The organism is Nostoc mirabile CHAB5784 (genome assembly GCF_020829645.1).
Taxonomy (GTDB): Bacteria; Cyanobacteriota; Cyanobacteriia; order Cyanobacteriales; family Nostocaceae; genus Nostoc; species Nostoc mirabile.
In genome coordinates, this window is the sequence record NZ_JAIVFS010000076.1 from 1 (window position 1) to 25,390 (window position 25,390).

Consider the following 25,390-nt stretch of genomic DNA (forward strand, 5'->3'; position numbering starts at 1 on the left):
CTGGAGCAGATATACTACAGAATTGTTAAAGGTCGCGGATGCTTTGAGGCTGACAAGATAATATTTTTAATCTCTAATTCCATTTGATTTGCGTTCTCTCATATCGCTTTTAGTCTAAACTCCAGTTCGTAGACGGGATTAATTTGTAGGTAGTACCAATCTGCTATAAATGCAGCCAGTAGTTTCTGAATGTTAACAATATTTGCCGAATATCACGTAAAGCTTCTTTTTCTTGTTTACCTTTTTGTTGAAGTTCTTGAGAAGCATCTTCCCAATTCCATTTAGGTAAGGAAAACTGCACAAATTTATTACTTTGCAGTCCCCAAAATACAATGTTAAAATTCATTTGGTAGTCGCTGATGTCGCTATAGAGAATCGCCGTAGGCACTGTTTCTATCACGCTTTGCAACTGTCTCACACCAATGTCTGGAATTGGCTTTTTGAAATAGTCGCCATAAAATTCGACGGGACTCAAAGGATTTGTTGGCGGATAATGCTGCCTGAGAAACTGACCAATTCCGTTGCGAATTTCAGTTTTGAGGTTGTTGTGAAATGAATCTGGACAATCTTTGCTAATTTCTGGCTTGGAAACCAAAATTAGCAACCGATGTTGATTGTTTCCTAAAATTTGCTCGGTTTCTTGCCGATTTAAATTAGAAAACCAATTATGATTATCCCAATCATTTTGAATTTCCCTGAGCTTAAGATTATTAGTATTCGCTTGCCGTTCCCCTAACAAATTGAGCAGTTTTTGGCTAAACTCCCGTTGCGCTTTTACTTGTTCTTTTTTCAACTGTAAGTCTCGGTCTTTCTGTGCTATCTTAGCTTGCTCATAGAGGGCATCTTGTTGAAGTTTTTGTTGACTAAACTCCCGTTGCGCTTCTACTTGTTCTTTTTTCAACTGTAAGTCTCGGTCTTTCTGTGCTATCTTAGCTTGCTCAGAGAAGGCATCTTGTTGAAGTTTTTGTTGACTAAACTCCTGTTTCACTTGTAGTTGTTGTTCTTTCAACTGCAAGCTTCGTTTTGTATACGCCAACATTGCTTCCTGATAGCGGGAATCTTCTTTAACTTTCTGGGGCAATCCGGAACCACTTGTTCCTATACCAGACTCTATTAATTTTTCCGTTAAAACTTTAACGCCTTCTGTGAGAAAAGTATTGATAAGTACTGTAGAAGTTACAAGTGTAACTGGATCAACCATAATGCTCCTAAAGTTTCTTAGCGTTTCTATAAATCGTTTGAAAGAGTGAACGTTATCCTAGTATCAAAGTTCAAGATAAATTTCTTGTTTAAGACAGCCTAATGACTTCGGCAATATCTTTGGCTTCTTGAGCTAGGCAAGCAAATTTTGTGTATATAGTTTCCCAAAAAACAATAGAAGCATTGTTTGGATCAGATAGATTTAGTAAGTTAGTGTTAGTTGTACATTGCTTAACAATAAAGTTGATTAGATCCTGTCGTCTTCCCTGGATAGTCTTGGCAGACCTTTCTGCTGCTTCTTTGATATTTAATTTAGTTTGCTCAACGTCTTTGTTGTAATCGCTGCTTACTGAAATTATGCTTCCGACGGCTGCACCTAAAAATGTTCCCAATCCTGGAAAGATTGCACTACCGATTAACGCACCTGTAGCTGCTGAACCTGCCATCTTTCCTTTTGAAATCATGCTGGCAACTTCAACGTTTGCTTTTGGTGAAGTAAGCTTCTGCCGAATCATCGATTCATCTTGCCTATTCAAGGGAGATTGCTGATATTGTTGCTGTAACTTGGAGATTCTTGCCAACAGGGTATTGGCTGTAACATCAGTAGACTCTTTTAGAGAATTGGTTAGCTGTCGACTATAGGTATCGTCTCGTTGAAGCGACTCAGAATCTATCAGGTTAGCGATGCTAACACCATAGTTATAGGCTCGTTGTAGCCAATCGATAAGGCAGGTATCAATAGCACTCTCTAGCTCACGAACAAACTGCTGTTTTCTCTGTTCAGCTTTTTGTCGCTTTTGCTCTAGTTTATATTTTTCTTCTGCAAAGCGAGTCTTTTCTTGTTCTAGAATGAGTTGAGTTTTCTGAATAACCTCCTGTAGATTTCGTGCTGCATTAAACCAACAGACACAATGAACGCGTGGATGTTTTATTGAATCAAAATTTAAAAGAAAACTATGTAAATCCCCTCCGCCAAAATCTTTATTATTGAACTTGCCAACTGCTCTTCCAGAAATTGGTATAATTAATGGTTGCCACGTATCTGTAAAGCCGAGTTCGGGAGCAAAAAACTGTACCTTATAAAGCACCACCCGCAGAGCCAATCATTCCACGAAATCCACCAGCACCCCCAAAGATTAATGTGACATCTCCCAGTGCCAACCCCGCACCTGCACAAATAATCCGCTCTAGCAAACCAGTCGTCGATTTAGGAGCGTCTATTCCTGGTTTCCAATCAGTCATTTGAAAGCGGATATCTTGCAGACGGTTTTCGATTTGAGTAACTTCTTCACTGATATCATTTTGAAGTGTTTGCAGAATCGGTTCTAAAGTTTTTTGTACACCTTGTTGATTTTTTGGGTTCTCTGCCCAAGCTTCTACTTGGGATATGATGATGTCCTGGCATATTTCGGAAGCTTCTTTACAGGCGGCTTTCTGGTAAAAATGCCCTTTGATTGTACCTACTGGACCTCGTAATGTATTCAGCGGACGGTCTTTTAACTTATTAGGTAAATCTTCCCGTAACGCATTAATCATTGTTGTAAAACTCACATAGAGTTTAGCCTGGCATTGACTTTCATATCTGTCAATAATTTTTGACAGTTTATCTTTACGCTTTTTGACTTCTTCCAGCTTTGGTTTAATTACCTCGTAGGTTTGTGCCAATTCTTTTGCTGTTTGTTGCAAACCAGAACAACGCGGTTGTATAGTTTCTTCCATCTGAGATGCAAGGATATCAGCTTTGCGAATAAATGTTTCAATGTGAGTTTGGAATTTTTCCCCCAGCAGAAATTCTGCTAACCGACGCTCGAAAAATTCTAGTCCAGACTCTTCGACGAGTTGGGGATCTTTGTTGAATTTTCCTTGTTGCGCTTTCAGGGCATCAATAAAATAAATGTTACGGGTAGTAAAATCCTGACCGTTGTATTTTTCCCCGCCATTTTCGCCCGCTACTAAACGGTTCCAAGCGAAGGCACGAAAACGCTCATCAGGCTTCTTGCCATTCCACTTCTGCCTACTGTAAGGCACATTCAGTAGATCAATCGCCCGTTTCTTCGCTGCTTCCCCCCGCCGATCATACTTACTTGTCGTACTTGGCGACGCATGACCTGCAAGCACACAACATTTTATTCGCCATTGCTGGGCTGTATTTTTCCATCAGCACTGATCTAACTGCGGCTGTGTGCTGGTAACGCAACTTTGACCAGTCCAAAGTGCTTGCATCACAAGTGCCATTAGTTAGCAGTTGGGCGATCGCGTTGAGTGCTTCCCGCATCGTCCGCCTTGAACCTTCCCCAAGACTGTTGATATAAACTTCAGCTGGGTGCATTGTTAGCGGTACTGGTTCAGTTAACGCCAGCGACTCAGGGTTGGAATTGTCAGCGATCGCGTAGGTGTTCACGGCAGTCAATCAAGAGCTTTAAACTAGATCCTCCCTCAAATGTGCCGGACTGTATACATCCCAGACCCCCCGGATTGCGAGAACCATTCTTCTCTACACCTATTTCGCTTCTAAGCCTTGCTGTGGCTTTATTGCAATTATTCGTAATCTTGAATACTGAGCCTACTTTGGTCACGGCTTAGGAATATTATTCAGTGTCATCCAGGCGAAATTTATGGGGATTTTAGAGAGTTATACGTTTGTTGATGGCTTGTTTATAGCGTTCTGATTCGCGGATTGAAGGTAGAACTAACTTTTCGCCTACTTCATCGCACATTCCATCTACCGCAGCCCGACTTTCTTGGGCTTGAGTGTTAAACCAGCGGTCGCGGAAGGGTAGTATACCTAAGATTTCAGCATTCGTTGCCCCGACATCGCGCAATCCGCTTAGTAAGTCGAGCGTCCGCACGAGCGAACCGTAACCTTTGACCGATGCTTCTGCGGGAATGATTAAAAAATCTGCTGCGCCAATTACTGTTAAACAAATTTGCGATCGCTGGGGTGGGGCATCGATAATGCAAACTTGGAAAATTTGGCTGATGGCTTCTAATGTGGAAGTCAACAAGGAAGTAACTGATGAAGCCAGATTTGTTGACGTTTTGTTTACGAGCGCACCAACTGCCCAAGCTGAAAATCTAGGATTGTTGGGCAGAATCGCTGTACTCAATACGGCGCTCTTGGAACCATTTCGCAATCAACCAAGTAGGTCAGAGGTACGCAACTGTTTTCTGAAACTGTTCACCGTAATTGCAGACTCACAACGCAAAGCCAAGCTCAATTCGCAATTCGCAATTCGCAATTCGCAATTTTAAGAAAGGAACCAAATGTATGAATCAAAATATTAGTATTGCTGATAGAACCAAAGCCTTGGCGATAAGAATAGTTAAAGCTTGTACTTTCTTAGATGAAAAGCCTGGAGTTTGTCGAACATTATCAAAACAGTTACTCCGAAGTGGTACTTCCATTGGAGCTAATGTTAGAGAAGCCCAATCTGCTCAATCTGATAAAGACTTTCTCAGCAAATTGGAAATTGCACTTAAAGAAGAAAGAGAAACTGAGTATTGGTTAGAAATATTAATAGAATCGGAATTGGTTGAGAAGATTAAGTTTGAGCTTCTTCTTCAAGAAACTAAAGAAGTTGGAAAAATTCTAGTTGCTTCTACTCGAAAAATCAAAGATAAAATAAACAATCGAAATTAATTGCGAATTGCGAATTGCGAATTGCGAATTGTTTTTGATGAGCAGGAATTAATCATGAATTTGTCGCAAGCTTACCAACAGTGGGAAGAAACTACAAGACAACAAGGGCAACGTGATGTTGTAGAAAACTTGTTAAGATTCCGGTTTGGTTCTGTGGATGAAGAACTTTCAAGAGTAGTTGATAGTTTGTTACAGTTAACTCCAGATGACTTTGCCAGAGTTTTACTGGAATTATCTACTTTATCTCGTGAAGAGTTGTTAACAAGATTTAATTCACACCAATAATCTGTAACTACTAATAATTATTAGTGAAAAGCGCTTTTGTGAAATCAAGAGCGCTGTTTTATTGGCTCTACGCTTTATACATGGTGACTAAAGGGCTTCGCCACAACTAAAGCGAAAATGTTGGTATAAACAAATGACCCCTGAACAAACATCAGAATTACTCGCTGTCCTAATGCGCCAGGAAGAATTACTCAAGCAGTTGGTCGCTTCAATCAATAAGCCGAAACTGGGATTGCACTCTGAAGCTGGCAGTTGCTCTCATCTACTGCAATCGTCAGCACGGAGGGCTGTGGTACAAGCTAAATGGTGAACCGACTGCTGTTCCTCAAACTGCCTTAACTGGATATCTTAAAGAACTGCGGTTTGAGAATACAGAACGCCGTAAGAAAGAAACCTGCAAGTTGCTAATAACTATTCAAGCAGACCGGACGTATATCTTAGAATCAGGCTACGATACGCATTTTTCAAAGTGCATACTTGCGGCGATCGCAACTTTGACCCCACAACAATTATATTCTCCCATCACACTACAACCACAGCCAGGGACAGATGAAAATGTGTTGTTCTGTCGGGTATGGGTAGGGTCGGAATTAGTTATGGCATCCTACAACGAGCAAACAGAGTGGCGAGAAATCTGGGAACAGGCTTTAGCTCGGATTGAAGATGAATGGTTGCATCTCAAGCGTGACGAGCTTGCTGGTCAAGTTTTTGAGGATGAATATGAATTAGCGATCGCTATTATTGATGGTATAAATAACCGAGCTAACCACGGACAGTATCAAGTTGAGCGTTTTACGTTTAATTAGGTTGACCTACTTAAGAGTTTTAATTGATTGCAATAAATAAATTAGGAGTTTTAGTAATAAACCACGTCTATAGGACTCCTACTTGAGTTTTGAACAGAAGTACGAGAAAATACTGCTGGGTGTACAAGTCTAACTGAGAACAATGATAAGCCAGTGTTTCCAATTTGCCAGATCCACAACGAAAGTACTACAGCAACAGTCAACAGACGGAACAGCACTTTGTGCGACAATACCGGACGAGACGGTTAGTGCGATCGCAGGCTTAGACGACTTGATTGCACAATGTCGAGATTCTCGTGAGGCAAGAAAAGCATAGGCAATTCCCCCTAATTTATCAAGGTTACTTGTACGACGAAATTCAGTCAATTTTAGGCGGATCACGAGGGTCAATAACAGGCTGGAAACAAGCCTACAACAGACATGGAATTGAAGGCTTAAGATTGAACTATAAAGGGAGAAAAAGCTATTTAAGTTTGTCCGAGCGCTTATAGGTGCCGAGTTGGTTACAATCTAAGAATTGCTGGGAACTAGGGGAGTTAGAATACAAGTTGGCTTTTGAGTACAACGTAGTTTACTTAATCTTTGCAGAGTTATTACGACTTATTTAGTGAGGCAGGAATTAGCTGGAAAAAAACAACAAAGTTGAATCCAAATGCTGAAGAGCGAAGCTGTTGCGAAAAAAAAAAGATTCAAACGTTGTTGGCACAACGAAGAGTTGAAATCGAAACTGGAGAACTCAGGGTCTTGTTAATTGATGAGTGTCATTTAATGTGGGGAGATTTGAGTGGTTATGTTTGGGGAACAAGCGACCAAGAAATAGCCATTCGGTGTAGTTAACGAACGAGAGAAACAAACATATTATGGTGCAATTGATTATGTTGAAGGAAAGTTACTACTGAAAGCCTACGATACCGGGAATTCCGAATCAACTATTGATTACCTGCAATATTTAATAACTCAATCTCCTGACCAAAGATTACTAATTTTTTGGGACGGAGCAACTTCCCATCGTTCCAATAAAATCAAAGCTTTTTTGGAATCTCTAAATAGAGATTTACCACAAGAACAATGTATTATACATTGTGAACGCTAAAGCTCCTAATTGCCCGGTACAAAATCCGATTGAAGATATATGGTTACAAGCTAAAACATGGGTTAGGCGTTTTTGTGCCTTGATTCATTCATTTTCGCATTTAAAATGGATGTTTGAGTGGTTTATTAGACACACAAACGAGTGATTTTGACACTCTACAGATGTACGGAGCTTATTCAAAAATCAAATAGGAGTCCTATAGCAACTTGGGTTAAATACTTAAGCTTGATTTAGGTTAAGAAACTTGACAACAGTTTGTACATCTTTGTCTCCGCGTCCAGAAAAGTTGACCACAACTCGGGGACTACCAGTTAGTTGTGGGCAAAGTATTTCCAAGTATGCGATCGCATGAGCCGTTTCCAGGGCGGGAATAACTCCTTCTAGTTGAGAGATCAACTCAAATGCGGCTAAAGCTTGTTGGTCTGTGATGCTGTAATATTCAGCCCGCCCAATCTCTTTGAGATAACTGTGTTCAGGCCCAACACCAGGATAATCTAGACCAGCACTGATAGAATGTGCCTCTACAATCTGACCATCCTCATCTTGTAGCACATAACTCATAGCACCGTGCAGAACTCCTACTCTGCCTCGTGTTAGAGTTGCTGCGTGCTTATCGGTATCAATACCTTCACCTGCCGCCTCAACTCCAATTAGGCGTACAGATGGCTCATCTACAAAATCATGGAAAAGTCCGATCGCATTAGAACCTCCACCGACACAAGCTAGAAGAATATCTGGTAATCCTCCCCATTTTTCTAGGGCTTGAGCGCGAGTTTCTTGACCTATTATTGCTTGAAAGTATCGTACCATCATTGGGTAGGGATGTGGCCCAGCAACTGATCCCAAAATATAGTGGGTTGTTTCCACATTTGTCACCCAATCCCGAATTGCTTCTGAGGTTGCATCTTTAAGAGTTCCTGTTCCTGCTTCTACGGGTCTAACTTCTGCTCCCATCAGGCGCATCCGAAATACATTGAGGGCCTGCCGTTCCATATCGTGAATGCCCATGTAAATCACACATTGTAGACCGAAACGAGCGCATACAGTTGCTGTGGCTACACCATGCTGACCGGCTCCTGTTTCTGCAACAATGCGCTGTTTGCCCATGCGCTTGGCTAAAAGTACTTGCCCTAGAGCGTTATTAATTTTATGCGCTCCTGTATGATTTAAATCTTCACGTTTGAGATATATCTGCGGCCCTGTACCATCAGGTCTAGCGTAGCGGGCAGTGAGTCGTTGTGCAAAGTAGAGGGGGGTAGCACGTCCAACGTAATCCCGCAGCATTTCCTGAAGCTCATTTTGGAATAGCGGCTCGTTGTGGTATTTTTGAAATGCCGTTTCTAACTCAGTAAGAGCCGACATTAAAGTTTCTGGTACATACTTACCACCAAATTGGCCAAATCTACCAAGTGCATTAGGTTGCTGTTTGTTTAGTGGAGTTGAAAGAGCAATGGTTTGTGTGTTTAATAACATAAAATCTCCGAACTTTTATCGTGTGTTTGCGTAAATATTTATCTCAAGGCAAGGGTAATTGATGTCTTCAAATCGTTACAAAAATCTTTGATGGCTTGCAGTCCTCGGTATGGTGTACCTTCTGCTAAACGTTGCACAAAGGCACTTCCGACAATGACAGCATCAGCACCCCAATCTCTTACTTGACGAGCATGTTCTGGTTCAGAGACGCCAAAACCAACACCAATAGGTTTGTTAGTTACACTCCGAATGTCTCTGATGACATCTTTAACACGAGTATCCATTTGGGAGCGCACACCAGTTACGCCTGTAACGCTTACCAGGTAGATAAATCCACGAGATTGACGGGCGATCGCTTCAATCCGCTCTTTTGAACTTGTAGGAGTTACTAACAATGTAACTTCAATGCCAACAGCATCAGCAAGTTGTAGTACTTCATTAGCTTCTTCCAAAGGTAAATCAGGAATTACTAACCCCTTAATTCCTGATGCAGCAGCAAGTTCTAGAAACTGCTGAACGCCCAAATTCAAAATTGGGTTGTAATAAGTAAACAGAATAATTGGCGATCGCAAACCAGAAACGACTGTATGAGCCATTTGTAAAACGTGAGCTAATCGAGTCCCTTGTTTTAAACCACGGGTTGCAGCTGCCTGAATCACAGGGCCATCTGCTAGGGGATCTGAGTATGGAATTCCCAATTCAATAAAGTCAGCACCGCTAGTATCTAAAACGCGTAAAGCTTCTGCTGTGATATCTAAGCTAGGATCGCCAGCCGTCACAAAGGGAATTAAGGCACACTGGTTGTTTGCACGTAAATATTCAAAGTGTTGCGAAATAGAAGCCATATTGATGAACCACTGAAAGTTAATAAATTACTTGAAATTTTGACTGAGAGTTCAGGCTAATAAATACATCAGAGCTTGAGGTAAAGTTTAACCTCTTGGATGTAACGAAATAGCGTTGAATGTTGATAATAAAGCCTACTTGTTTGAATTTAACAAATGGCTTACAGCCTGTTCTATATCAGTTTGCTTGACTAAAGATTCTCCAACCAAAACCGCATCGGCTCCCCACTCGGCAACTCTAGCTAAATCAGCCGATGTGTATAAACCAGACTCACTTACAACTGTTATCCCTAAGCTAGTAATTTTTTCTTGATGCTGTGTTATCAAGGATTGGGTTGTTGCTAAGTCAACGTTAAAATTTTCCAGATTACGGTTATTAATCCCAATCAATTGTATATTTGGTAATGCCAGCACCCGGTCAAGTTCGCTGAGAGTATGGACTTCTATGAGAGCGTTCATACCCAAATATTGAGCAATTTCTAGAAAATCGTGGAGACCTTGATCGGATAATATGGCGGCAATTAATAACACAGCGTCTGCCCCATTAACCCGTGCTAGATAAATTTGATATGGGTCAATAATGAATTCTTTGCACAACAATGGCAGTGCCACATTGTTTCTAATTTTTCGCAGATTGTCAAAACTGCCTTGGAAAAATTTCTCATCAGTTAACACCGATAAACAGGTAGCACCACCGCGTTCATAAGCTTGGCCAATCCTGACAGGATCAAAGTCTGCACAAATGACTCCTTTACTAGGGGAAGCTTTTTTGACCTCTGCAATCAAGCTGGGTTTATAAGGATTATCTTGCAAAGCACCAAGAAAATCTTGTGGGGAAGGGGCAGCACTAACTTGATTTTTTAAGACTTCTAAAGGCAGTTGTTTACGTCTTTGAGCGACTTCTTGTTGTTTGTACAATACAATCTCTGCAAGAATATGGCGGGGTTTTCCTGATAGTACTGTCACTTGGTTATTAATGGCAGTAAGGAATTCGGTTGTTTGATACTGACGATTCGACATATAGTCTTTAGAAGTTTGGATGTGAGTGAAAGAAATTTATGTTAGTAGTTATCGGTTTAGCTATTAAATACTGGAGTCTGTAGCACTCAAATGCAATCACCGCTAAAGTTAGTTATTTGCAATCTGCGAGAATTGAGGCAAGTTTTTTGGTTGTTAATGCATGGACTGCATTCTGAATAATTCTCAGACCAACCCCTCCTGCGAGAGTCATAATTGATTCTGGATGGAACTGAACACCTACAATTGGCAGTGTTTGATGTTCGATACCCATGATCACGCCATCTTCGGAGATAGCTGTAACTTTGAGTTCTTTAGGAAGACTTTCTTTAATAGCAAACAAAGAGTGGTATCTACCAACTTCAAATGATCGTGGGATGTTTTGGAAAATTACAGAATCAGCCGCTACGACAGAAACACGAGATACTTTGCCATGTTGGGGATAATCGAGAACTCCCAGTTCACCACCGAAAGCTTCAACAATTGACTGTAATCCTAAACAAACACCAAAGATGGGGATTTGGCGTTTGATACAAACAGTAATTATCTCTGCTACACGGAAATCGCTCGGTCTGCCAGGCCCAGGAGATAAAACAACAAGGTTTGGGCGTTCTGTATCAAAAACTGATTCTGAAAAGCCATGACGTAGTGTTTTGACTGTCGCCCCTGTTTGACGGATATAGTTTGCTAGGGTGTGTACAAATGAGTCCTCATGGTCGATTAGTAAGACTCGTTTGCCTTGCCCGGTGCTAATTTGTTGAGAGTTAATATTAGAGTTGTGTGAAAAATCGGTAGTTTTATATTTAGTCTGATAGAGTGTCTGAAATAAAGCAGCAGCTTTAGTGAGCGTTTCTTGAGCTTCGGCTTCTGGATCGGAGTCATAAAGAACTGTTGCACCCACTCGCACTTCTGCAATTGAATCTTTAAGTCGAATAGTCCGCAGAGTCAGACCGGTGTTGAAATCGCCCTTGAAGGTTAAATAACCGACGGCTCCACCATACCAACGTCGGGGACTGTGTTCGTTTTCTTCGATAAACTTCATTGCCCAGCATTTTGGTGCGCCTGTAACTGTAACTGCCCAAAGATGGCTCAAGAATGCATCCAAGGCATCAAACTCTGGACGCAATATTCCTTCAACGTGATCTACTGTGTGGATTAAATGACTGTACATCTCAATTTGGCGACGACCAATGACTCTAACAGAACCAGGTTCGCAAATTCGAGATTTATCGTTGCGATCGACATCGGTACACATGGTCAATTCAGCTTCATCTTTGCCTGAATTGAGGAGCTTAAGAATTTGAGCTGCATCATCAATAGCATCTTTTCCTCGGCGGATAGTACCACTGATTGGGCAAGTTTCTACTCGTCTGCCTTCAACACGCACAAACATTTCTGGAGATGCACCGATGAGATACTCACCACCTAAATTTAGGAGGAATCCATAGGGGCTAGGATTTATTTGCTGTAAGGTTTGGAACAGTTCACTTGGTGGATTTTCGCAGGATTGAAAGAAGTTTTGTCCAGGAACAACCTCAAATAAATCACCACGACGGAAGTATTCAAATGCTTTCTTAACTTGTTCTTCATACTCACCAGGTGCATGGTCAGAAGCTTGAGTAGGGGTATAACGCTTACCTCTGTAATCAATAAGTTCTCCAGTGCGAGACAGACCCTCAGTGCTACCGTACTTGGTTGCGAATTCATATTGCAAACGAAATGCTCGTTGCTGATAGTAGTCAATAATTACCAGTTCATCAGGTAAATAAAGTACCAAATCCCTTTGGTCTTCTGCACGAGTTAGATGTTTTGGCATCTGCTCAAACTGAAAAACTAAGTCGTAGCCAAATGCACCATAAAGCCCCAAATGCTCATCTTCAGGACTATTAAAGATATATAGAATCTCACGAACAATGCTGAATATAGATAGTTGCTTACTCCTTTCTTCTTCTGAAAAGAGATGTTCTGCTGCTTTGACATATCCAGTTATAGAAGAGTTTTGCAAGTTAATTGCCATTAGTTGCGGATGCTGATATAAACACTCTGTCAGATAAGGAAGCAGCTTCATGCCTCGCTCGTTATGTGCAGTGATTGTAAAGGAGTTCGAGCGAGTAACAAGTTCTAAAGGTGGATTAACAAAACCGATTCCCCATCTTTTATAACGTCCTGGATATTCGTAACTACTTTTAAACAAGCCTCCACGTTGGGAATCAAGGCATGATAGGCTATCTTGAATAGCAGTATCTATTGAAGTCTCAATCACAAAACGAGATATATGAATTTCACCTGTGGTTGTATAGCTATGGGTATCTAAATACATTAGTCAGTCCTCTCAAATTTCTTAATGTACATTCGGCAATGTTAAATCTACTTATGGTACTCCTCCGTTACGCCTATCACTGCAAGGGACTCGCCATCATTTAAATAACTTTATTCCCGAATTATTAGCTGCTCATTCAACAAAATGTCAGCGAATTTATCTCACTTTACTTAAACTTATCGCTCACAAGGCTGTTCCCGATCGCCCCGCAAGAAGTGAGGCACGAGTCCGTAAACGCCGCCCGAAAGCTTACCCCTTAATGACTAAACCCCGGCACGAATTACGAAATATGAAAGCAAACTGCTTAACCCACAAGCGTTTCGGCTTTTCTTAGTGCCATTCGTATCTAGTGTCATAGAGACACCGCCCTCCACAGAATTTTCTACTGGCACAACTGCGAAATCAACCAGACCATTTGCCAGTGCTTGTATTGTTTGGGCTATGTTGGAATAAGGACGTAACAGCACTTGTTGTCCTGTTTGCGCCTCTAGTTCCTTAACATAAGCTATAGTTGCAGCTTCGCTGTAAGTGCCTGGTGGTCCCAAGTGTGCAACTGATATGACCATCTGATTAGTAAAAACAGGTGCTGTTACCATAAATCAGTACAGAAAACTTTATTGCTTAAAGGCTGTTTCGAGTTCACTTAATGCAGGCATTAAGCACGACAAAAAACCAAGCTAGCTTTGTCCCAGCCCTTCAGGCTGGAACGGAATCTATGATAGACTTTGGGACAAAACTAGTTAACGGTGGCTAGCTTACAATCTCGAACAATCAAGACTATTTAGCTACGCACTCTCTTAGTTTTTTTGCTCTGAGAATGTGATCGTGAGCTAAACGTTTAGAAGCCTCGTGTGTAGTTAATTCCTCTTGTTTAGCCCTAATAAAAATCTCCATAAGAGTGTTATAAATATTCTTAAGTTGTCTCCAAGCATTTTCTTCATCATATCCAATCATTTCATTGTAGACATTTATCAATCCTCCAGCGTTAATCACATAGTCTGGGCAATAAAGAATTCCCTTAGATTCAAGAAGCATACTGTCTATTTGCTCATCTTCAAGCTGATTATTTGCTGCACCAGCAATAATCGGAGCTTTAATATGAGGAATTGTTGCGCTGTTAAGAACTCCTCCTAAAGCACAGGGAGCAAAAACATCAACATCAAGACAGTAAATTTCGTTTGGCTCTACCACCGTTGCTCCATAAAGGTGTTTAATATACTCTGTATTTTCCCTGTTTAAGTCACTTACAAAAAGTTTTACACCATGCTCATGTAAGTAATGACAGAGATTTTTGCCTACATTTCCCAATCCCTGTACTGCAACTTTTAGCCCATCAAGCTCTTGTGTACGTAAACAAAACTCTGTAGCGGCTTTAATTCCTAAAAAAACTCCTCTAGCTGTGACAGGCGCTGGTCCTCCACCTTTTTCTGATACGCCAACAACATAATTAGTTTCACTGCGAATCGTACGAACATCTTCAACAGAAAGATTAACATCTTGACCTGTAATAAAACGTCCATTGAGTTTTTGGACAAAACGTCCATATGCTCTGAGCAATTTATCTGTTTTATTTTCAGGATTAGCAATAATGACTCCTTTTCCTCCTCCAATAGGAATGTTAAGACAAGCAGCTTTGTAGGTCATACCACGACTTAGGCGAAGAGCGTCTTGTAAAGCCTTTTCCTCACTGGCAAAAGGCCATAGACGTGTAGCTCCCATAGCTGGACCTAGGCTTGTGTCATGTATCGCAATAATTGCTTTCAAGTCTGACTCTTCATCATGGCAAAAGAAAATTTGCTCATGGCCCATCTTTTTAATGGTTTCAAAAAGTTTCATGCTTTTTTCCTATAAATCAGATTTAGCAAAATATGTCAACAATTTGGAAAGAAAAAGAAAATGTAGATTTTTCTCCTTGCTTAGAATGAAGGTATTGCTTGTTTGTTTACAGCAGGATTGAGAAGCACTGCTTTCAACTTGCCTAATCACCCGCAGATTATCAAAACTGCCCTGGAAAAATTTCTGGTCGGTTAGCACTGATAAACAAGCAGCATTGCTGCCTTCGTATGCCTGAGCAATCTCGAATGGGCCAAAGTCAGCACGGATAGACTCCTTTACTAGCTGAGGCTTTCTTGGTCAAGAAATAACTCAGAACTCAGGAGCCAGGAGTCAGAATGACTCCTGTGCGACTAGCTGACGAGTAAACAGTCCAAGCCCCCACGCTGATCTTTGGTTTAGTGATCAACACGCAAAGTCGCGGGTTTGAAGCCCCCACTAATTGCCTAAAGTTGTTAAGTAATATTCTTAGATTGAGGGGTTTGGCTACAGTTATCCAACTTTGTCTGGTGTTTCATGTAGCGTGATCGCTTCGGATGATAGGGGAAATTGCTCAAGGTTTGCTGGGTTTGAGGTAGCCGCTTGATTAATTGACTTGATCGCTCCCCAGAAGACGCGCAGGAGAATGTTGGGCTGCATCAGCGACTGCGGTGGCACCATCATACCCACCACGTTGAGATAAGCCTGAGTCACCTTAGGATCGTCACAGGCTTGCTGTAGAACCAGATTTATGTAGTGGTGGAGGATTCCCAGACCAATTCGGGGTCTTGCTCCACTCAACTTCACCCCTGACCAACGCAGATCCTCGCTGCTTGACATGAACCAGGGCGCAGCGACGGTTTTGGCTAGTTGCTGCTGGAAGAGCCGCTCAAACCCCTGCCTGTTACAATGTTTGTAGTGGCGCAGACATTCATCCAAGACCAGTGCCTCCAGCGCACTGACGGTTATCCCCTGACCATAAACGGGGTTGAAGGCACAGACGGAATCACCAGTAACAATAAAGCCAGTTGGCCAACGGTCTAATCGCTCGAAGTGGCGTAACCGGGTTTGGGGAACGCGGAAACCCTGGATCGGGGAGAGGGGTTCGGCAACTCGGATGGCCTCATAGAGGCTAGGGTCTGACAGGTCATGTGCCCATTGCAAGAAGCCCGCTTCATTAGTCGGTGGATAGTTGCCACCAGAGCCGACCAGTGACACATGCCATTTATTATGTTCGTTGCTCATGATGAAGCCAGAGCGAGGATTGTGGGGGGGATGACCAAAGATGACAAGGTGTTGCCAAGCTGCGGGAAAGTTAGTGGGTTTGGCGTAAATGCGGGAAGCGTAACCAGTCCCAGAGTTAACACTCTCTTCAGGAGGAACTGCGTATCCAAGCTCGACGAGCCATTCGGGAGCCTTTGAGTAGCGACCGCTAGCGTCTACAACAAGATCGGCCTGTATCATTTCAGGACTAGCGTCCTTATCTTGATGGTGCAGACGAACCCCGATCACCCTTGCCCGGTCTGGTGTGGACAACAGGCCCGTAACCTTGCAATTAGTGAGGAAGTATACCCCAGCTTGAGCCGCGAGCCGACGACGGACCTGCCACTCCAACAATAACCGACTGAACCCTAGAGACTCGCCGTCTTGCTTGACCAAGGGCAGCTTGCCAGTGGGTGTGACGACTGCCGTTGGCATAACCCCATAGGTGCTAGACGCTCCGCCTGCGCGTAGCTCATCCAAGATGCCTGGAAACAGTCTGTTGATAATTTCTTGCCCTTTTTCTGGCAGTGCGTGAGCATGATACGACTGGGGTACACCCTTACGGGGTTCAGGCACGTCGGGAAAGGTATCGCGGTCAATGATGCTCACCTGTTCAAAGTAATCAATCAGGACGCGAGCTGCCAATAAACCGGCCATACTGCCACCAATAACTACGGCATGGCGACCAGTATTTAGTTGGTTGGAAAACGAATGGACATGATTGTGGGTGTTCATATGTACTTCATCCTGTAGAACATTGAGTCGCAGCTTTATCGAACGAAGTCTTAATTACAAAACGAGAAACGCAAACTTCACCATTCGTCGTGTAGTGATGGAAATTAAAAAACATTTCTTTTGTGTTTGCGCTTCCGGATTGAAATTGCACAAAAAGCACCAAATGCTAACACGCCCAAAACAGAAGAAGGTTCGGGTACTGGTCTAGCATTGTTATCTAACAATGCTATTAATTCGTCAGCACGGTTGTTCTTAACGATTTCATCTGGAACTGGAACATCAAAGTATACTTTGTCTTCTAATTCACCAAAATTAGAACTAAGGATTAGTCCGTAATCAGCGGCTACTGCTATAGCTGCTCCCAGTTTGCTAAAATCTGGCTCTGGCAAATTAGATGGGTCTGTAACTGGTACACCTCCTAGCTGGAACCACTTATCAAGATTTCCAGAGGGTGAGGCAACTATCAACTCTCTCGCTGGCTTTGTTCCAATGATTTGATGTGCGTGGATCTGGCCCCTCGGAGAAAAGAATAAATCTCCAGGTTTTGTATCTATGGCGTAGAGGTTTCCTTTTGGAGCATTCATTCCAGGGGTTATACCTTTAGGATAAATCTGATCCCCTAGGTACAGCCTAACCCCTTCATCAAGGATGTAGAACCACTCGTCTGAATCAAAGTGAATGTGCGGCAGTATAATGTTTCCCGGTTGACCTTCACCACCGATTAGAACGTACTGTCCGTTGGTATCTTCAGTTGATTTTAGAAAGGTAAGGACTTCGCCCCCCCCAAACAATACCTGCGGTGGGTTTGGATTCGTTATTACATCGGGGAAATCAAAAGCTTTTCCAGTTAAGGACGATGTCACCTTTAGTAAATCAATAGGTGGGGAATTAGTATGTGGGAAATCAACAACGTGAGCTTTTACTCTAGAGCTACTCACAAAAATGGAAAACACCACTCCAGTGATAGCCATAGATAAGTTTTTTACAGTAGCCATAGACAAATGTACCTTTAAAAACTCATGACAAATCTGAATCTTACTAGCCCTAGTACAAGACTTTTGCAAGGCGAACAATTGGTGTCGGCTTTGCTTTAATACATCAATAATGCGACGTTTTAACCGCTTTACCAATGTACATCACAGATGTATCCTCGTCTAGGATAACTCTAATTTCTCCCGTTTTTTTATCTCTGCCCTTAAAGTGAAAGCCTTTAATAAGGGTATCAGCAAAGCCATTGTCTTTTAATAAATGAAGTAGCTCTTTAGGCTTAATAAACTTTTGCCAGTTGTGAACGCCACGGTCAATATCCTTCGTAATATTTTCTAAAATCCAAATCATTATAATTTTAGACTTGAAATTCCTATTTATAGTATCAAATAGAAACAGTCCATTTGGTTTGAGAACCCGATTGATTTCTGAAAGAACTTTGTTCAAATCGGCGACATGCTCTAGAACATCAACACATGTAACAATGTCAAATGAATTGTCATCATAGGGTAAATTCTCAGCAAAACCATGCTTGTAGTCAATTTTTAGTCCACTTTTGCTAGCATGTTCTTGAGCTACTTGAATGGAATTTATAACTGGATCTATGCCTGATACAATTACACCTCTCTTTGCCATAAATTCACAGGTAAAGCCGCCGCCACACCCAACATCCAATGCCTTCAAACCCTGCCAATTCGGGACATGACGGTCAAAAAATTCAAATCTGGGCTTATTAAAATAGAATAGGGCGTGGAGATTTGTACCTTCGTTCCACCATTTATCAGCATTCGAGTTGTAATCGTAGTCATCAAACTGTTTATTCTGTACTTGCATATCTTTATCCTCCTAAATTAATCTGTGAACTAGCTGAACCTTCTTCTGTCACTCTCCGAAAACAAAAAGTGGCAGAAGAGGATTAGGACAGAAACAAACTCTTAAATAAGATTGAAATTCTCAAGAACTTGCAGCTACAACTAGCCATTAGCAAAGCGATACTCTAAAATAGCTTTCATGTTCCTTGCTTCAAGCAAGTGAGCTGCATAAAAATGTTGCCAAAAATCGCCTACCCAGATGCGATCGCTACGTTCGCGATTCTTGAATATATAATCTGGAACATCAGTAACGTTGCGCTCGTAATACGGGTGTTTGCAGTTAGTCCAGAACATAACAGTTCCGGGCTTACGAAGTGTTGGCATTGCGTCAAGAAAACGGAAATGATATCGCATCCAAAGTTCTTCTCCCTGATCCCAGGCACAGGGATAGTCAACCACTTTAGAATCGGGGTAAGCTTCAGCACGAATGTAGATAGAGGTATTCTCAGCTAAATAGTCTACACCTTTATAAAGACCACCACCAAGGTGTTGTAAGTCACGCGTGCTGAATGTCCACTCTTCCAAACTATAGATGTTGGCAGCATACTTAAAAGCCATGTCTACCGGACATTGAATGTACTCGGAGACAGTACAGTAGTTGCCATATATCTCCTCGTGTGAATAAGTTTCCTTGGTAATCTCGTTAAGCTTTGCCATAGCCTCTGGAATACCATGATCTTCACAGACATACACATTTGGTATCTCTTTTGACTTAATTCCCTTGGTGATAAGGCTGTCCTTAGTCCACAGTTCTAAATTGTCGCGTAATTGCATAGTTCCTCCTGACATTATCTGAATCTAAAAAGCCAAACTATAGTGCAAAACTGAATGCATAGCGCAGTGCTATCGCCAACGTATGACTGTCGAACTGACAAAATCTCCTCCATTCGAGAAAGTCCCCAGTGCCAGCAAATCGCCAGATTGCACTTTATTCTTCTCTATGGCATCAGCAAGGGTTACAGGTATTGAACCTTGAAAAAGGTTTCCGTAACACTCGATAGTGTCATGAACGCGTGGCTCACCGATACCGATTCGCTCACGCCACTCCTTGATAAACAAGACATTAGGCTGATGAGTAATCAGTAGCGATATATCATCAGAAGATAGACCAGCCTGATAAAGGCATTTACTGACCGCTTCGGGAACAAGTCTCAAAGCATTTGATCGTAAAGTATCTAACATCTCTTGTGAGAAATTGATAGTAATCTGTCCAGAACCGTTTTCCCAATAGTTTAAAAAGCGACCATCCACTAAGTCGGGTTGTCCAACTAAAAGCCCGTAGTGTTCTCCATAAGAACGCTCATAACTTGCTACAAAACTAGATTGGCCATCCACTAATAACGTTGCTGATGCTCCGTCGCCAAGCACCGAATACCGCTTGGAATTTTGAAGTTCTGGCAGCCGGGAAATGTAGTTGGTGACAGTGACAACAGCAATTGTTTTGTACAACCCTGACTCAATGAAGGCACGGGCAGTATTTAGCATCGACAGATAGGAACTACAACCTGTGTCAATATTCAAAACTGTTGCTCGGTTTGCCCCAACCCCATATTGAATTGCCGATCCAATACCGGGGCAGAAAAAATCGTTAAATATGCAGGAATACAAGATCAGGTCAAGTTCTTCTGGCTTAGTCTCGGTTCGTTCTAGCAGCTTCTTTAGAGCATAAGTCCCCAAATCGGAGGACTGATATTCTGGTGAGGCGAAGCGTCTTTGCTTGACTCCCTTGAAAAAGGGGTTTTTCTCTAATTCATCTTCGGAGCTAGATATGAGTTCAGTATTATCAACAATACGCTCCGGCATAAAACTAACAACATCTACAATTTGTGCGCTGGGCATTGTTTTACCTCCTTTGAACATCATTGTCAGAGCTTAATACCAATGGGAATTGTCGGTGCATCTTCGCTCAGAAAAGGTGTAAACGGTGGCATTTCTTCACGCAAGAGCCGAAGTTCCAAAACTCCCGGAAGGTCAGCGTGTTTCATATAGTCCTCAAGTTGATGGCGCAATTCGGCAGTGGTGCCAGCACTTCCCGCCCAAAGTCGATGGGAAGGACCAAAACCCTGAGCAATCATTGCAATATCCACTGGTGCATAACGCACGCATTCCAATCGTGACTCAAAAAAGAGTTGTTGACGGATGACGCACATGCCATGCATATTGTTATTGAACACAACAAACAAGATCGGGAGTTGCAAATCGACTGCTGTATGGATTTCCAATCCGGTCATTAAAAAAGCACCGTCACCAGCAAAAACTACTGTTCGCGTACCTTTTGGTGAGCCTAGTTGAGCACCAATTGCTCCTGCGATCGCATAACCCATCCCTCCCATACCAAGCGCGATTGTAGAACTAGATCCGAATGGTACTTTTGTTAAGTGAAGTGCGGCGGCGGCACAATTGCCAGCGTCGAAGAGGATATGTCCATTCTCCGGAAGGAACTCTTGCACAATGGCAATCGCCTCACTTTGCAACAGCAACTGACTGTCTGCTATCGGCATCGGGTCGTTTGAGGAGATTGGTGGGGCAGGAAACTGCTTGAATATCTTCAAATAATAGCCTTGAGGTGGCTTATGCTTGAAAGGCTTTTGCTTGAGCAATTCCAAAAGCCCTTTGAAGACCACTCCTGCATCTGCTTCCACGACCAGATCTGGAGAAATAGTACGGCTGATCTGATCAACATCTACATTCACTACCGCAATTTTCTTGTCAAGGAGTGCAGATTGGATTGGCTGTCGTGTCATGAACTTGAGATCACATCCAACAACAATCAGCAAATCTGCTTGCTCTTTCAAGTAGGCGTGAGCAGAAGGATGGCCCGCAACACCTAGCATTCCCAAATACAGAGGATCATCATTGGGAAAATTACCACGTCCCCCTAGAGTCGTCATCACTGGCAAATCAACACAACGAGCAAAGTTGACTACTGCTTGCGGATTGCTGCACCGTCTTACCCCATCTCCCAAAATGAGTACGGGATTATTAGCCCGATAAATCTCCTCGAAAAGAGGACGAATCATCTCTGATGTCACTTGTGGAGGACGGATAAGTGTTTTAAGTTCATCAGCCCAGATTTCTGGGCAAGGTTCGACCTCTTGCTCAAAGATGTTGCGAGGAAACAAAAGAACAGCCGGTCCGGGACGACCAGAAACAGCAGCTTTAATAGCATGAGTCAGGTGATACCAGAAGTCTTCGGATTTGGAAATCTTCGCTACATACTTGGTAACGGCACTCCAAAGCTTTATGCTATCTACTGTACGACCGATTCCGGAGGAATCTTGAAAAGCTCCTTTTCCCTCAAGCGCTGAGGGTGGCTGTCCAACTAAAGCCAGAACAGGCACTGAATCAGCATAGGACTCGGCGATACCAGCAATGAGATTCATCATTCCCCCACCAGATGTTGAGCAGCATACACCCAAACTTCGGTGAACCCTTGCTCGGCAGTCCGCCATGAAAGCTGCTCCGTCTTCGCTCTTAGCCATTACCGATTTTAGCTTTCCTTCACCTAGCCGATGAATCGCATCATGCAGGTGTTCAATATTCGCGCCGCTGACACCAAATACGTAGCGCACATCTAGGGAAATGAGAACCTTTACTATTGCATCACTTATCTTCAACTTTTCATGTACATACTTACCCCCGAACCGACCAAACCTGTCGAGTGCTAATGGTCGCTCAGTAGCAGGGAAAGCTGGAGTATAAATGTGTTCTGTGCTTGTCACTGTGGAATCTCCTTGTTTTCCTATATATAGAAAGTCATTCCATATTTACCTTTACTGAGCAAGCAAACTTACACTTCTATGGGACACAACCGCAAGTTTTTCCTCGCGTAGTAGTCGCTTAAGAACTTTACCAATCGGATTTTTGGGAATTGAATCGACAAAATTAATAGCACGGGGAACTTTGTAGGCTGCCATTCTTTCATAACAGAATTCAATAATTTGTTCTTCTGTAATTGTGTGCGCAGCCTTTAGTACGATATTCGCCTTGACTATCTCACCTTTTACCTGATCTGGAACGCCGTAAACAGCACATTCAGCAACCGCTGGATGTTGATAAATCACATTTTCCACTTCGGCAGGATACACCTTAAAGCCAGAGAGATTTATCATGTCTTTCAAGCGGTCAACGATGTAGAAGTAGCCGTCTGAGTCCATCCGACCAATATCGCCAGTATGAAACCAACCATTTTTGATAACTTGAGCAGTTTCTTCGGGGCGATTCCAATAACCAAGCATGACGTTCGGACCCTTGACAACTATCTCGCCAACTTCCCCTGGTTGTACCGACTCACCATCAAGATTGACAATCTTCATTTCCACATTCTCGATGGGAGTACCAATTGAACCGAGTTTGTATTTCAAGTCGTGGTTATAGGTGGAAAAGGGGGAAGTTTCAGTCAGACCATATCCTTCATAAATGACCATGCCATGCTTTGATTGCCATCTTTGAGTCACTTCCATTGGCATGGTTGCTGCGGCTGTAAAGTAGTAGCGCACCGAACTCAGGTCATAGTCAGATGTGTTTGTATTCAGCAGTTTAATGAAAACTGTTGGCACTCCGAAGAACATCGTGACGCGATCGCTGGCAATGGTCGAGAGAACTTGCTCCAGATCGAAACGGCGTTGCAGTACGATAGTTGCACTCTTGTGCAATCCAGCGTTGAGAATAGCGTTTTGACCAAAGCAATGGAATAGGGGTAGGAAAAGCAGTAATCGGTCAAGAGGCTGAGTGTGATAACAATGGTTAGCAGCGTAGACGTTGGAAATCACATTACCATGCGAAAGCGTTGCCCCCTTGGGAAAGCCTGTTGTACCTGATGTGTAGATAATGGCTGCTGGCTCATCGCGGTCCATTTCAACCGCAGAAGCGGAAGGTGAAGCACTTGAGATGAGATGATCTAGACTGATTCCAATTCTTGTTTGACCCTCTGCAATCAAAATGTGTTTAAGTTCAGGTAATTCTGAATCGGGCACATTTTCGCTAAGAGATTCTGTTGTAATTAATGCCTTGGCAGAGCAGTCATCAAGAATGAATTTGACTTCATTCTTTTTTAGCATAACATTTAATGAGACTGCTATGGCACCAATTTTTAAAATGCCAAGATAAGAAATCACAAATTCCGGAATATTTGGCAGCAATAATGCTACTCTTTGTCCGCGTTTAATACCCAATCCACGCAAGGCATTGGCAAGGCGGTTTGCTATCTCATCTAGTTCTTTGTAAGTAAAAGATTTTCCCTCAAAAATCAGAGCCGTTTTGTTAGGAAAAAATCGACCACCGCGTTCTACATTGTGTGCAATGTTCATAAATTTTGCAGACTCACTTCAAGCTTGGCAAAATATCATTAACAGCTTGCACAATCCGACCGCCAGCAGCGATATCAGCCGCAATCAGCGCAATGTGCTCGTCTAAAGATTGCTCGCAATCGTTCCAAATGTATGGTCGGTTTGTCGTTGGTGGCTGTCCAACGACCTCGCGCAGTGCCACATACAAGTTTGCAGTTGCGGGGGACAAACACGCACGCGCATCGTAATGACGATCCATGACATATGTCCGTAGGTCAACAGCTTGCACGCCAAACATTAAGGCGATCGCCATATATTGTTGAAAGATTCCAACTGAGTGCCGTGCTAAATTGGCAGAAGCAAAACCTTGGCTGTTGATGTTTTGGTTAAACTGTTCAGCGTGGGTAGGAAATCTGTCGGCTATGGAATTTCCATAAAAGGTCAATAGTGGCATGATGGAGTTTCCAGCTATTTGTAAACCCTTCAACCCCATGTTGACAGTACGCTCTTGATTACCAACCAAAGAGGGTGACAATCCGTTGTTAAATTCTGGCGCTACGAGAGAGGCTATTTGTACATCCAGGTGTTTAGCCAACAACCCAATGTAGTAGCGCAGCCGATCCATTCCCACACCGACATACTGTCCCAAGAAATTGCCACCATGATAACTAGCTTGATTTTGTACATCAATCAGTGGGTTGTCTGTGGCAGAGTTAATTTCCACTTCAATTTGTCTTTTAATCTCTTCAATGCCATCAACAATCGGGCCCATATACTGTGGAAGACAACGCAGAGAATAACGGTCTTGAATCAAATCGTCGCGATAGTCATGAGAACCATCTAACTCATTGCGTACTAAGCGTGAACCTGCGAGCAGGTTAAACATTTGCGCTGCTGACCATTTTTGCCCGCTATGCGGTTTGAGCTGGTGGATAAATGGATGGAATGATTGATTAGTACCATTCAAACCTTGGATAGCTAAAGCGTGCGCGCCCACCGAAAGTGCTAATAAAATTTTGGTGTCGTAAACGCAATTAGCAGCAATCCCTGTCATGACTGAGGTGCCATTCATCATCGCCAACCCTTCTTTGGGAAGGAGTTGCAATGGTTGTAAACCCAGCTTACTGAGCGCTGTTGGCGCGTCCATTTCTGTGCCGTTGAAGTCAACCTTATAAGAAGATTCAAGACCGGTTAGAGCTCCAGTGATGTAGGATAACGGCACCAGATCTCCACTCGCACCAATCGAGCCAAATTCATAAACATACGGTGTCACACCAGCATTCAAAAACGTCTCCATGCGCTGGATAAGTTCGAGTCTGATACCAGAGGCTCCATGTAAGTGAGAGTTGATCCGCAACAGCATAGCGGTGCGTACATCAGCTAGGGTTAATCTCTGACCTGATCCAGACTTGAGAAACCACATCATGTTGTTCTGCAGCAGAGCCGCATCTTCGCGGGAAACCACGACATTTGCCATTCCGCCAAAGCCACTTGTGACGCCATAAATTGGCGCTCCCGTTTCAACGGCGTTGTTGATGTAGTCACAGGATGCCTGCACACCTCGCAAGACATCATGATTATCGGTTAAGCGTACTTGAGTTCCATAACGAGCCACACTGACGACTTCGTTCATTGTCAGGTTGCGATCGCCCACAACTACAATTTTGTCTAAATTTCCAAACAAGGGTGATGAACAATTTCTTGTTGTGTTCAAGACTCGGGATGCTGTATTCATGTTGTGGTTTATTTCTCCT

General features: G+C 42.8%; 23 protein-coding genes and 3 pseudogenes. 6 read left to right on the forward strand and 20 right to left on the reverse strand.

Translation table 11 applies throughout. From position 1 onward, the window contains the following. Window positions 1-163: 163 nt before the first annotated feature. The 5 genes and pseudogenes from LC653_RS31990 to LC653_RS32010 form a co-directional block, all read right to left on the reverse strand. Window positions 164-1,201 (reverse strand): flotillin family protein, encoded by a 1,038-nt coding sequence (locus tag LC653_RS31990; RefSeq protein WP_229498637.1) that lies wholly within the window; start codon window positions 1,199-1,201, stop codon window positions 164-166. A gap of 88 nt (window positions 1,202-1,289) precedes the next feature. Further along, window positions 1,290-2,291 (reverse strand): glycine zipper family protein, encoded by a 1,002-nt coding sequence (locus tag LC653_RS31995; RefSeq protein ID WP_229498638.1) that lies wholly within the window; start codon window positions 2,289-2,291, stop codon window positions 1,290-1,292. Next, complete coding sequence (locus LC653_RS32000; protein ID WP_229498639.1) at window positions 2,278-3,318, reverse strand: P-loop NTPase family protein; 1,041 nt, start codon at window positions 3,316-3,318, stop codon at window positions 2,278-2,280. The genes LC653_RS31995 and LC653_RS32000 overlap by 14 nt, the downstream gene beginning before the upstream one ends. Further along, window positions 3,308-3,601 (reverse strand): annotated as a pseudogene (locus tag LC653_RS32005) (integrase); the annotation flags it as partial. The pseudogene LC653_RS32005 and the gene LC653_RS32000, both read right to left, overlap by 11 nt. A gap of 223 nt (window positions 3,602-3,824) precedes the next feature. Next, window positions 3,825-4,202, reverse strand: coding sequence for a ParA family protein (locus tag LC653_RS32010; protein ID WP_229498640.1), 378 nt, complete (start codon window positions 4,200-4,202; stop codon window positions 3,825-3,827). On the opposite strand from LC653_RS32010, the gene LC653_RS32015 reads away from it, so the two are divergent. The 6 genes and pseudogenes from LC653_RS32015 to LC653_RS32040 all read left to right on the forward strand — a co-directional run bounded on the left by LC653_RS32015 (window position 4,180) and on the right by LC653_RS32040 (window position 7,215). Then, window positions 4,180-4,452 (forward strand): hypothetical protein, encoded by a 273-nt coding sequence (locus LC653_RS32015; RefSeq protein WP_229498641.1) that lies wholly within the window; start codon window positions 4,180-4,182, stop codon window positions 4,450-4,452. The genes LC653_RS32010 and LC653_RS32015 overlap by 23 nt on opposite strands. Before the next feature lie 16 nt (window positions 4,453-4,468). Beyond that, complete coding sequence (locus tag LC653_RS32020) at window positions 4,469-4,840, forward strand: four helix bundle protein (RefSeq protein WP_229498642.1); 372 nt, start codon at window positions 4,469-4,471, stop codon at window positions 4,838-4,840. A gap of 54 nt (window positions 4,841-4,894) precedes the next feature. Next, the gene (locus tag LC653_RS32025) at window positions 4,895-5,125 is read left to right on the forward strand and encodes a hypothetical protein (protein ID WP_229498643.1); all 231 of its coding nucleotides are present in this window, start codon (window positions 4,895-4,897) and stop codon (window positions 5,123-5,125) included. 133 nt (window positions 5,126-5,258) lie between these two features. After that, window positions 5,259-5,435, forward strand: coding sequence for a hypothetical protein (locus LC653_RS32030; RefSeq protein WP_229498644.1), 177 nt, complete (start codon window positions 5,259-5,261; stop codon window positions 5,433-5,435). 91 nt (window positions 5,436-5,526) lie between these two features. After that, window positions 5,527-5,931, forward strand: a complete 405-nt coding sequence (locus tag LC653_RS32035; RefSeq protein ID WP_229498645.1) for a hypothetical protein — start codon at window positions 5,527-5,529, stop codon at window positions 5,929-5,931. A gap of 142 nt (window positions 5,932-6,073) precedes the next feature. After that, window positions 6,074-7,215: pseudogene (locus tag LC653_RS32040) on the forward strand (IS630 family transposase). Window positions 7,216-7,243: 28 nt separating this feature from the next. On the opposite strand, the gene trpB reads toward LC653_RS32040, so the two are convergent. The 15 genes and pseudogenes from trpB to LC653_RS32115 all read right to left on the reverse strand — a co-directional run bounded on the left by trpB (window position 7,244) and on the right by LC653_RS32115 (window position 25,371). After that, complete coding sequence (gene trpB / locus LC653_RS32045) at window positions 7,244-8,497, reverse strand: tryptophan synthase subunit beta (protein WP_229498646.1); 1,254 nt, start codon at window positions 8,495-8,497, stop codon at window positions 7,244-7,246. A 38-nt stretch (window positions 8,498-8,535) separates the two neighbouring features. Further along, the gene (trpA, locus tag LC653_RS32050; RefSeq protein ID WP_229498647.1) at window positions 8,536-9,342 is read right to left on the reverse strand and encodes a tryptophan synthase subunit alpha; all 807 of its coding nucleotides are present in this window, start codon (window positions 9,340-9,342) and stop codon (window positions 8,536-8,538) included. A gap of 135 nt (window positions 9,343-9,477) precedes the next feature. Further along, window positions 9,478-10,362, reverse strand: a complete 885-nt coding sequence (gene trpC, locus LC653_RS32055; protein ID WP_229498648.1) for an indole-3-glycerol phosphate synthase TrpC — start codon at window positions 10,360-10,362, stop codon at window positions 9,478-9,480. 112 nt (window positions 10,363-10,474) lie between these two features. After that, entirely contained in the window at window positions 10,475-12,679 is a 2,205-nt protein-coding gene (locus tag LC653_RS32060) for an anthranilate synthase (RefSeq protein WP_229498649.1), read from the reverse strand. A 263-nt stretch (window positions 12,680-12,942) separates the two neighbouring features. After that, window positions 12,943-13,275, reverse strand: coding sequence for a prephenate dehydratase domain-containing protein (locus tag LC653_RS32065; protein ID WP_308189174.1), 333 nt, complete (start codon window positions 13,273-13,275; stop codon window positions 12,943-12,945). Window positions 13,276-13,456: 181 nt separating this feature from the next. Next, window positions 13,457-14,515, reverse strand: coding sequence for a tryptophan dehydrogenase ScyB (gene scyB / locus LC653_RS32070; protein WP_229498650.1), 1,059 nt, complete (start codon window positions 14,513-14,515; stop codon window positions 13,457-13,459). Window positions 14,516-14,653: 138 nt separating this feature from the next. Then, window positions 14,654-14,810, reverse strand: a pseudogene (locus LC653_RS32075) (indole-3-glycerol phosphate synthase TrpC); the annotation flags it as partial. Window positions 14,811-15,004: 194 nt separating this feature from the next. Then, window positions 15,005-16,399: an NAD(P)/FAD-dependent oxidoreductase gene (locus LC653_RS32080; protein WP_229498651.1), complete on the reverse strand. Its 1,395-nt coding sequence runs from the start codon at window positions 16,397-16,399 to the stop codon at window positions 15,005-15,007. 194 nt (window positions 16,400-16,593) lie between these two features. After that, the gene (locus LC653_RS32085; RefSeq protein ID WP_229498652.1) at window positions 16,594-17,484 is read right to left on the reverse strand and encodes a PEP-CTERM sorting domain-containing protein; all 891 of its coding nucleotides are present in this window, start codon (window positions 17,482-17,484) and stop codon (window positions 16,594-16,596) included. A gap of 103 nt (window positions 17,485-17,587) precedes the next feature. Beyond that, window positions 17,588-18,310, reverse strand: coding sequence for a bifunctional 2-polyprenyl-6-hydroxyphenol methylase/3-demethylubiquinol 3-O-methyltransferase UbiG (gene ubiG / locus LC653_RS32090; RefSeq protein WP_229498653.1), 723 nt, complete (start codon window positions 18,308-18,310; stop codon window positions 17,588-17,590). A gap of 140 nt (window positions 18,311-18,450) precedes the next feature. Then, a complete protein-coding gene (locus LC653_RS32095; protein ID WP_229498654.1) occupies window positions 18,451-19,122 on the reverse strand; it encodes a hypothetical protein in 672 nt (223 codons plus the stop codon). A 69-nt stretch (window positions 19,123-19,191) separates the two neighbouring features. Beyond that, window positions 19,192-20,187, reverse strand: coding sequence for a 3-oxoacyl-ACP synthase III family protein (locus tag LC653_RS32100; RefSeq protein WP_229498655.1), 996 nt, complete (start codon window positions 20,185-20,187; stop codon window positions 19,192-19,194). A 26-nt stretch (window positions 20,188-20,213) separates the two neighbouring features. Further along, a complete protein-coding gene (locus LC653_RS32105) occupies window positions 20,214-22,070 on the reverse strand; it encodes a thiamine pyrophosphate-binding protein (RefSeq protein ID WP_229498656.1) in 1,857 nt (618 codons plus the stop codon). Between the two features lie 51 nt (window positions 22,071-22,121). Then, on the reverse strand, window positions 22,122-23,657 hold the full coding sequence (locus tag LC653_RS32110) for a class I adenylate-forming enzyme family protein (protein ID WP_229498657.1): 1,536 nt from the start codon (window positions 23,655-23,657) through the stop codon (window positions 22,122-22,124). A 13-nt stretch (window positions 23,658-23,670) separates the two neighbouring features. Next, entirely contained in the window at window positions 23,671-25,371 is a 1,701-nt protein-coding gene (locus LC653_RS32115) for an HAL/PAL/TAL family ammonia-lyase (protein ID WP_229498658.1), read from the reverse strand. Window positions 25,372-25,390: the final 19 nt, after the last annotated feature.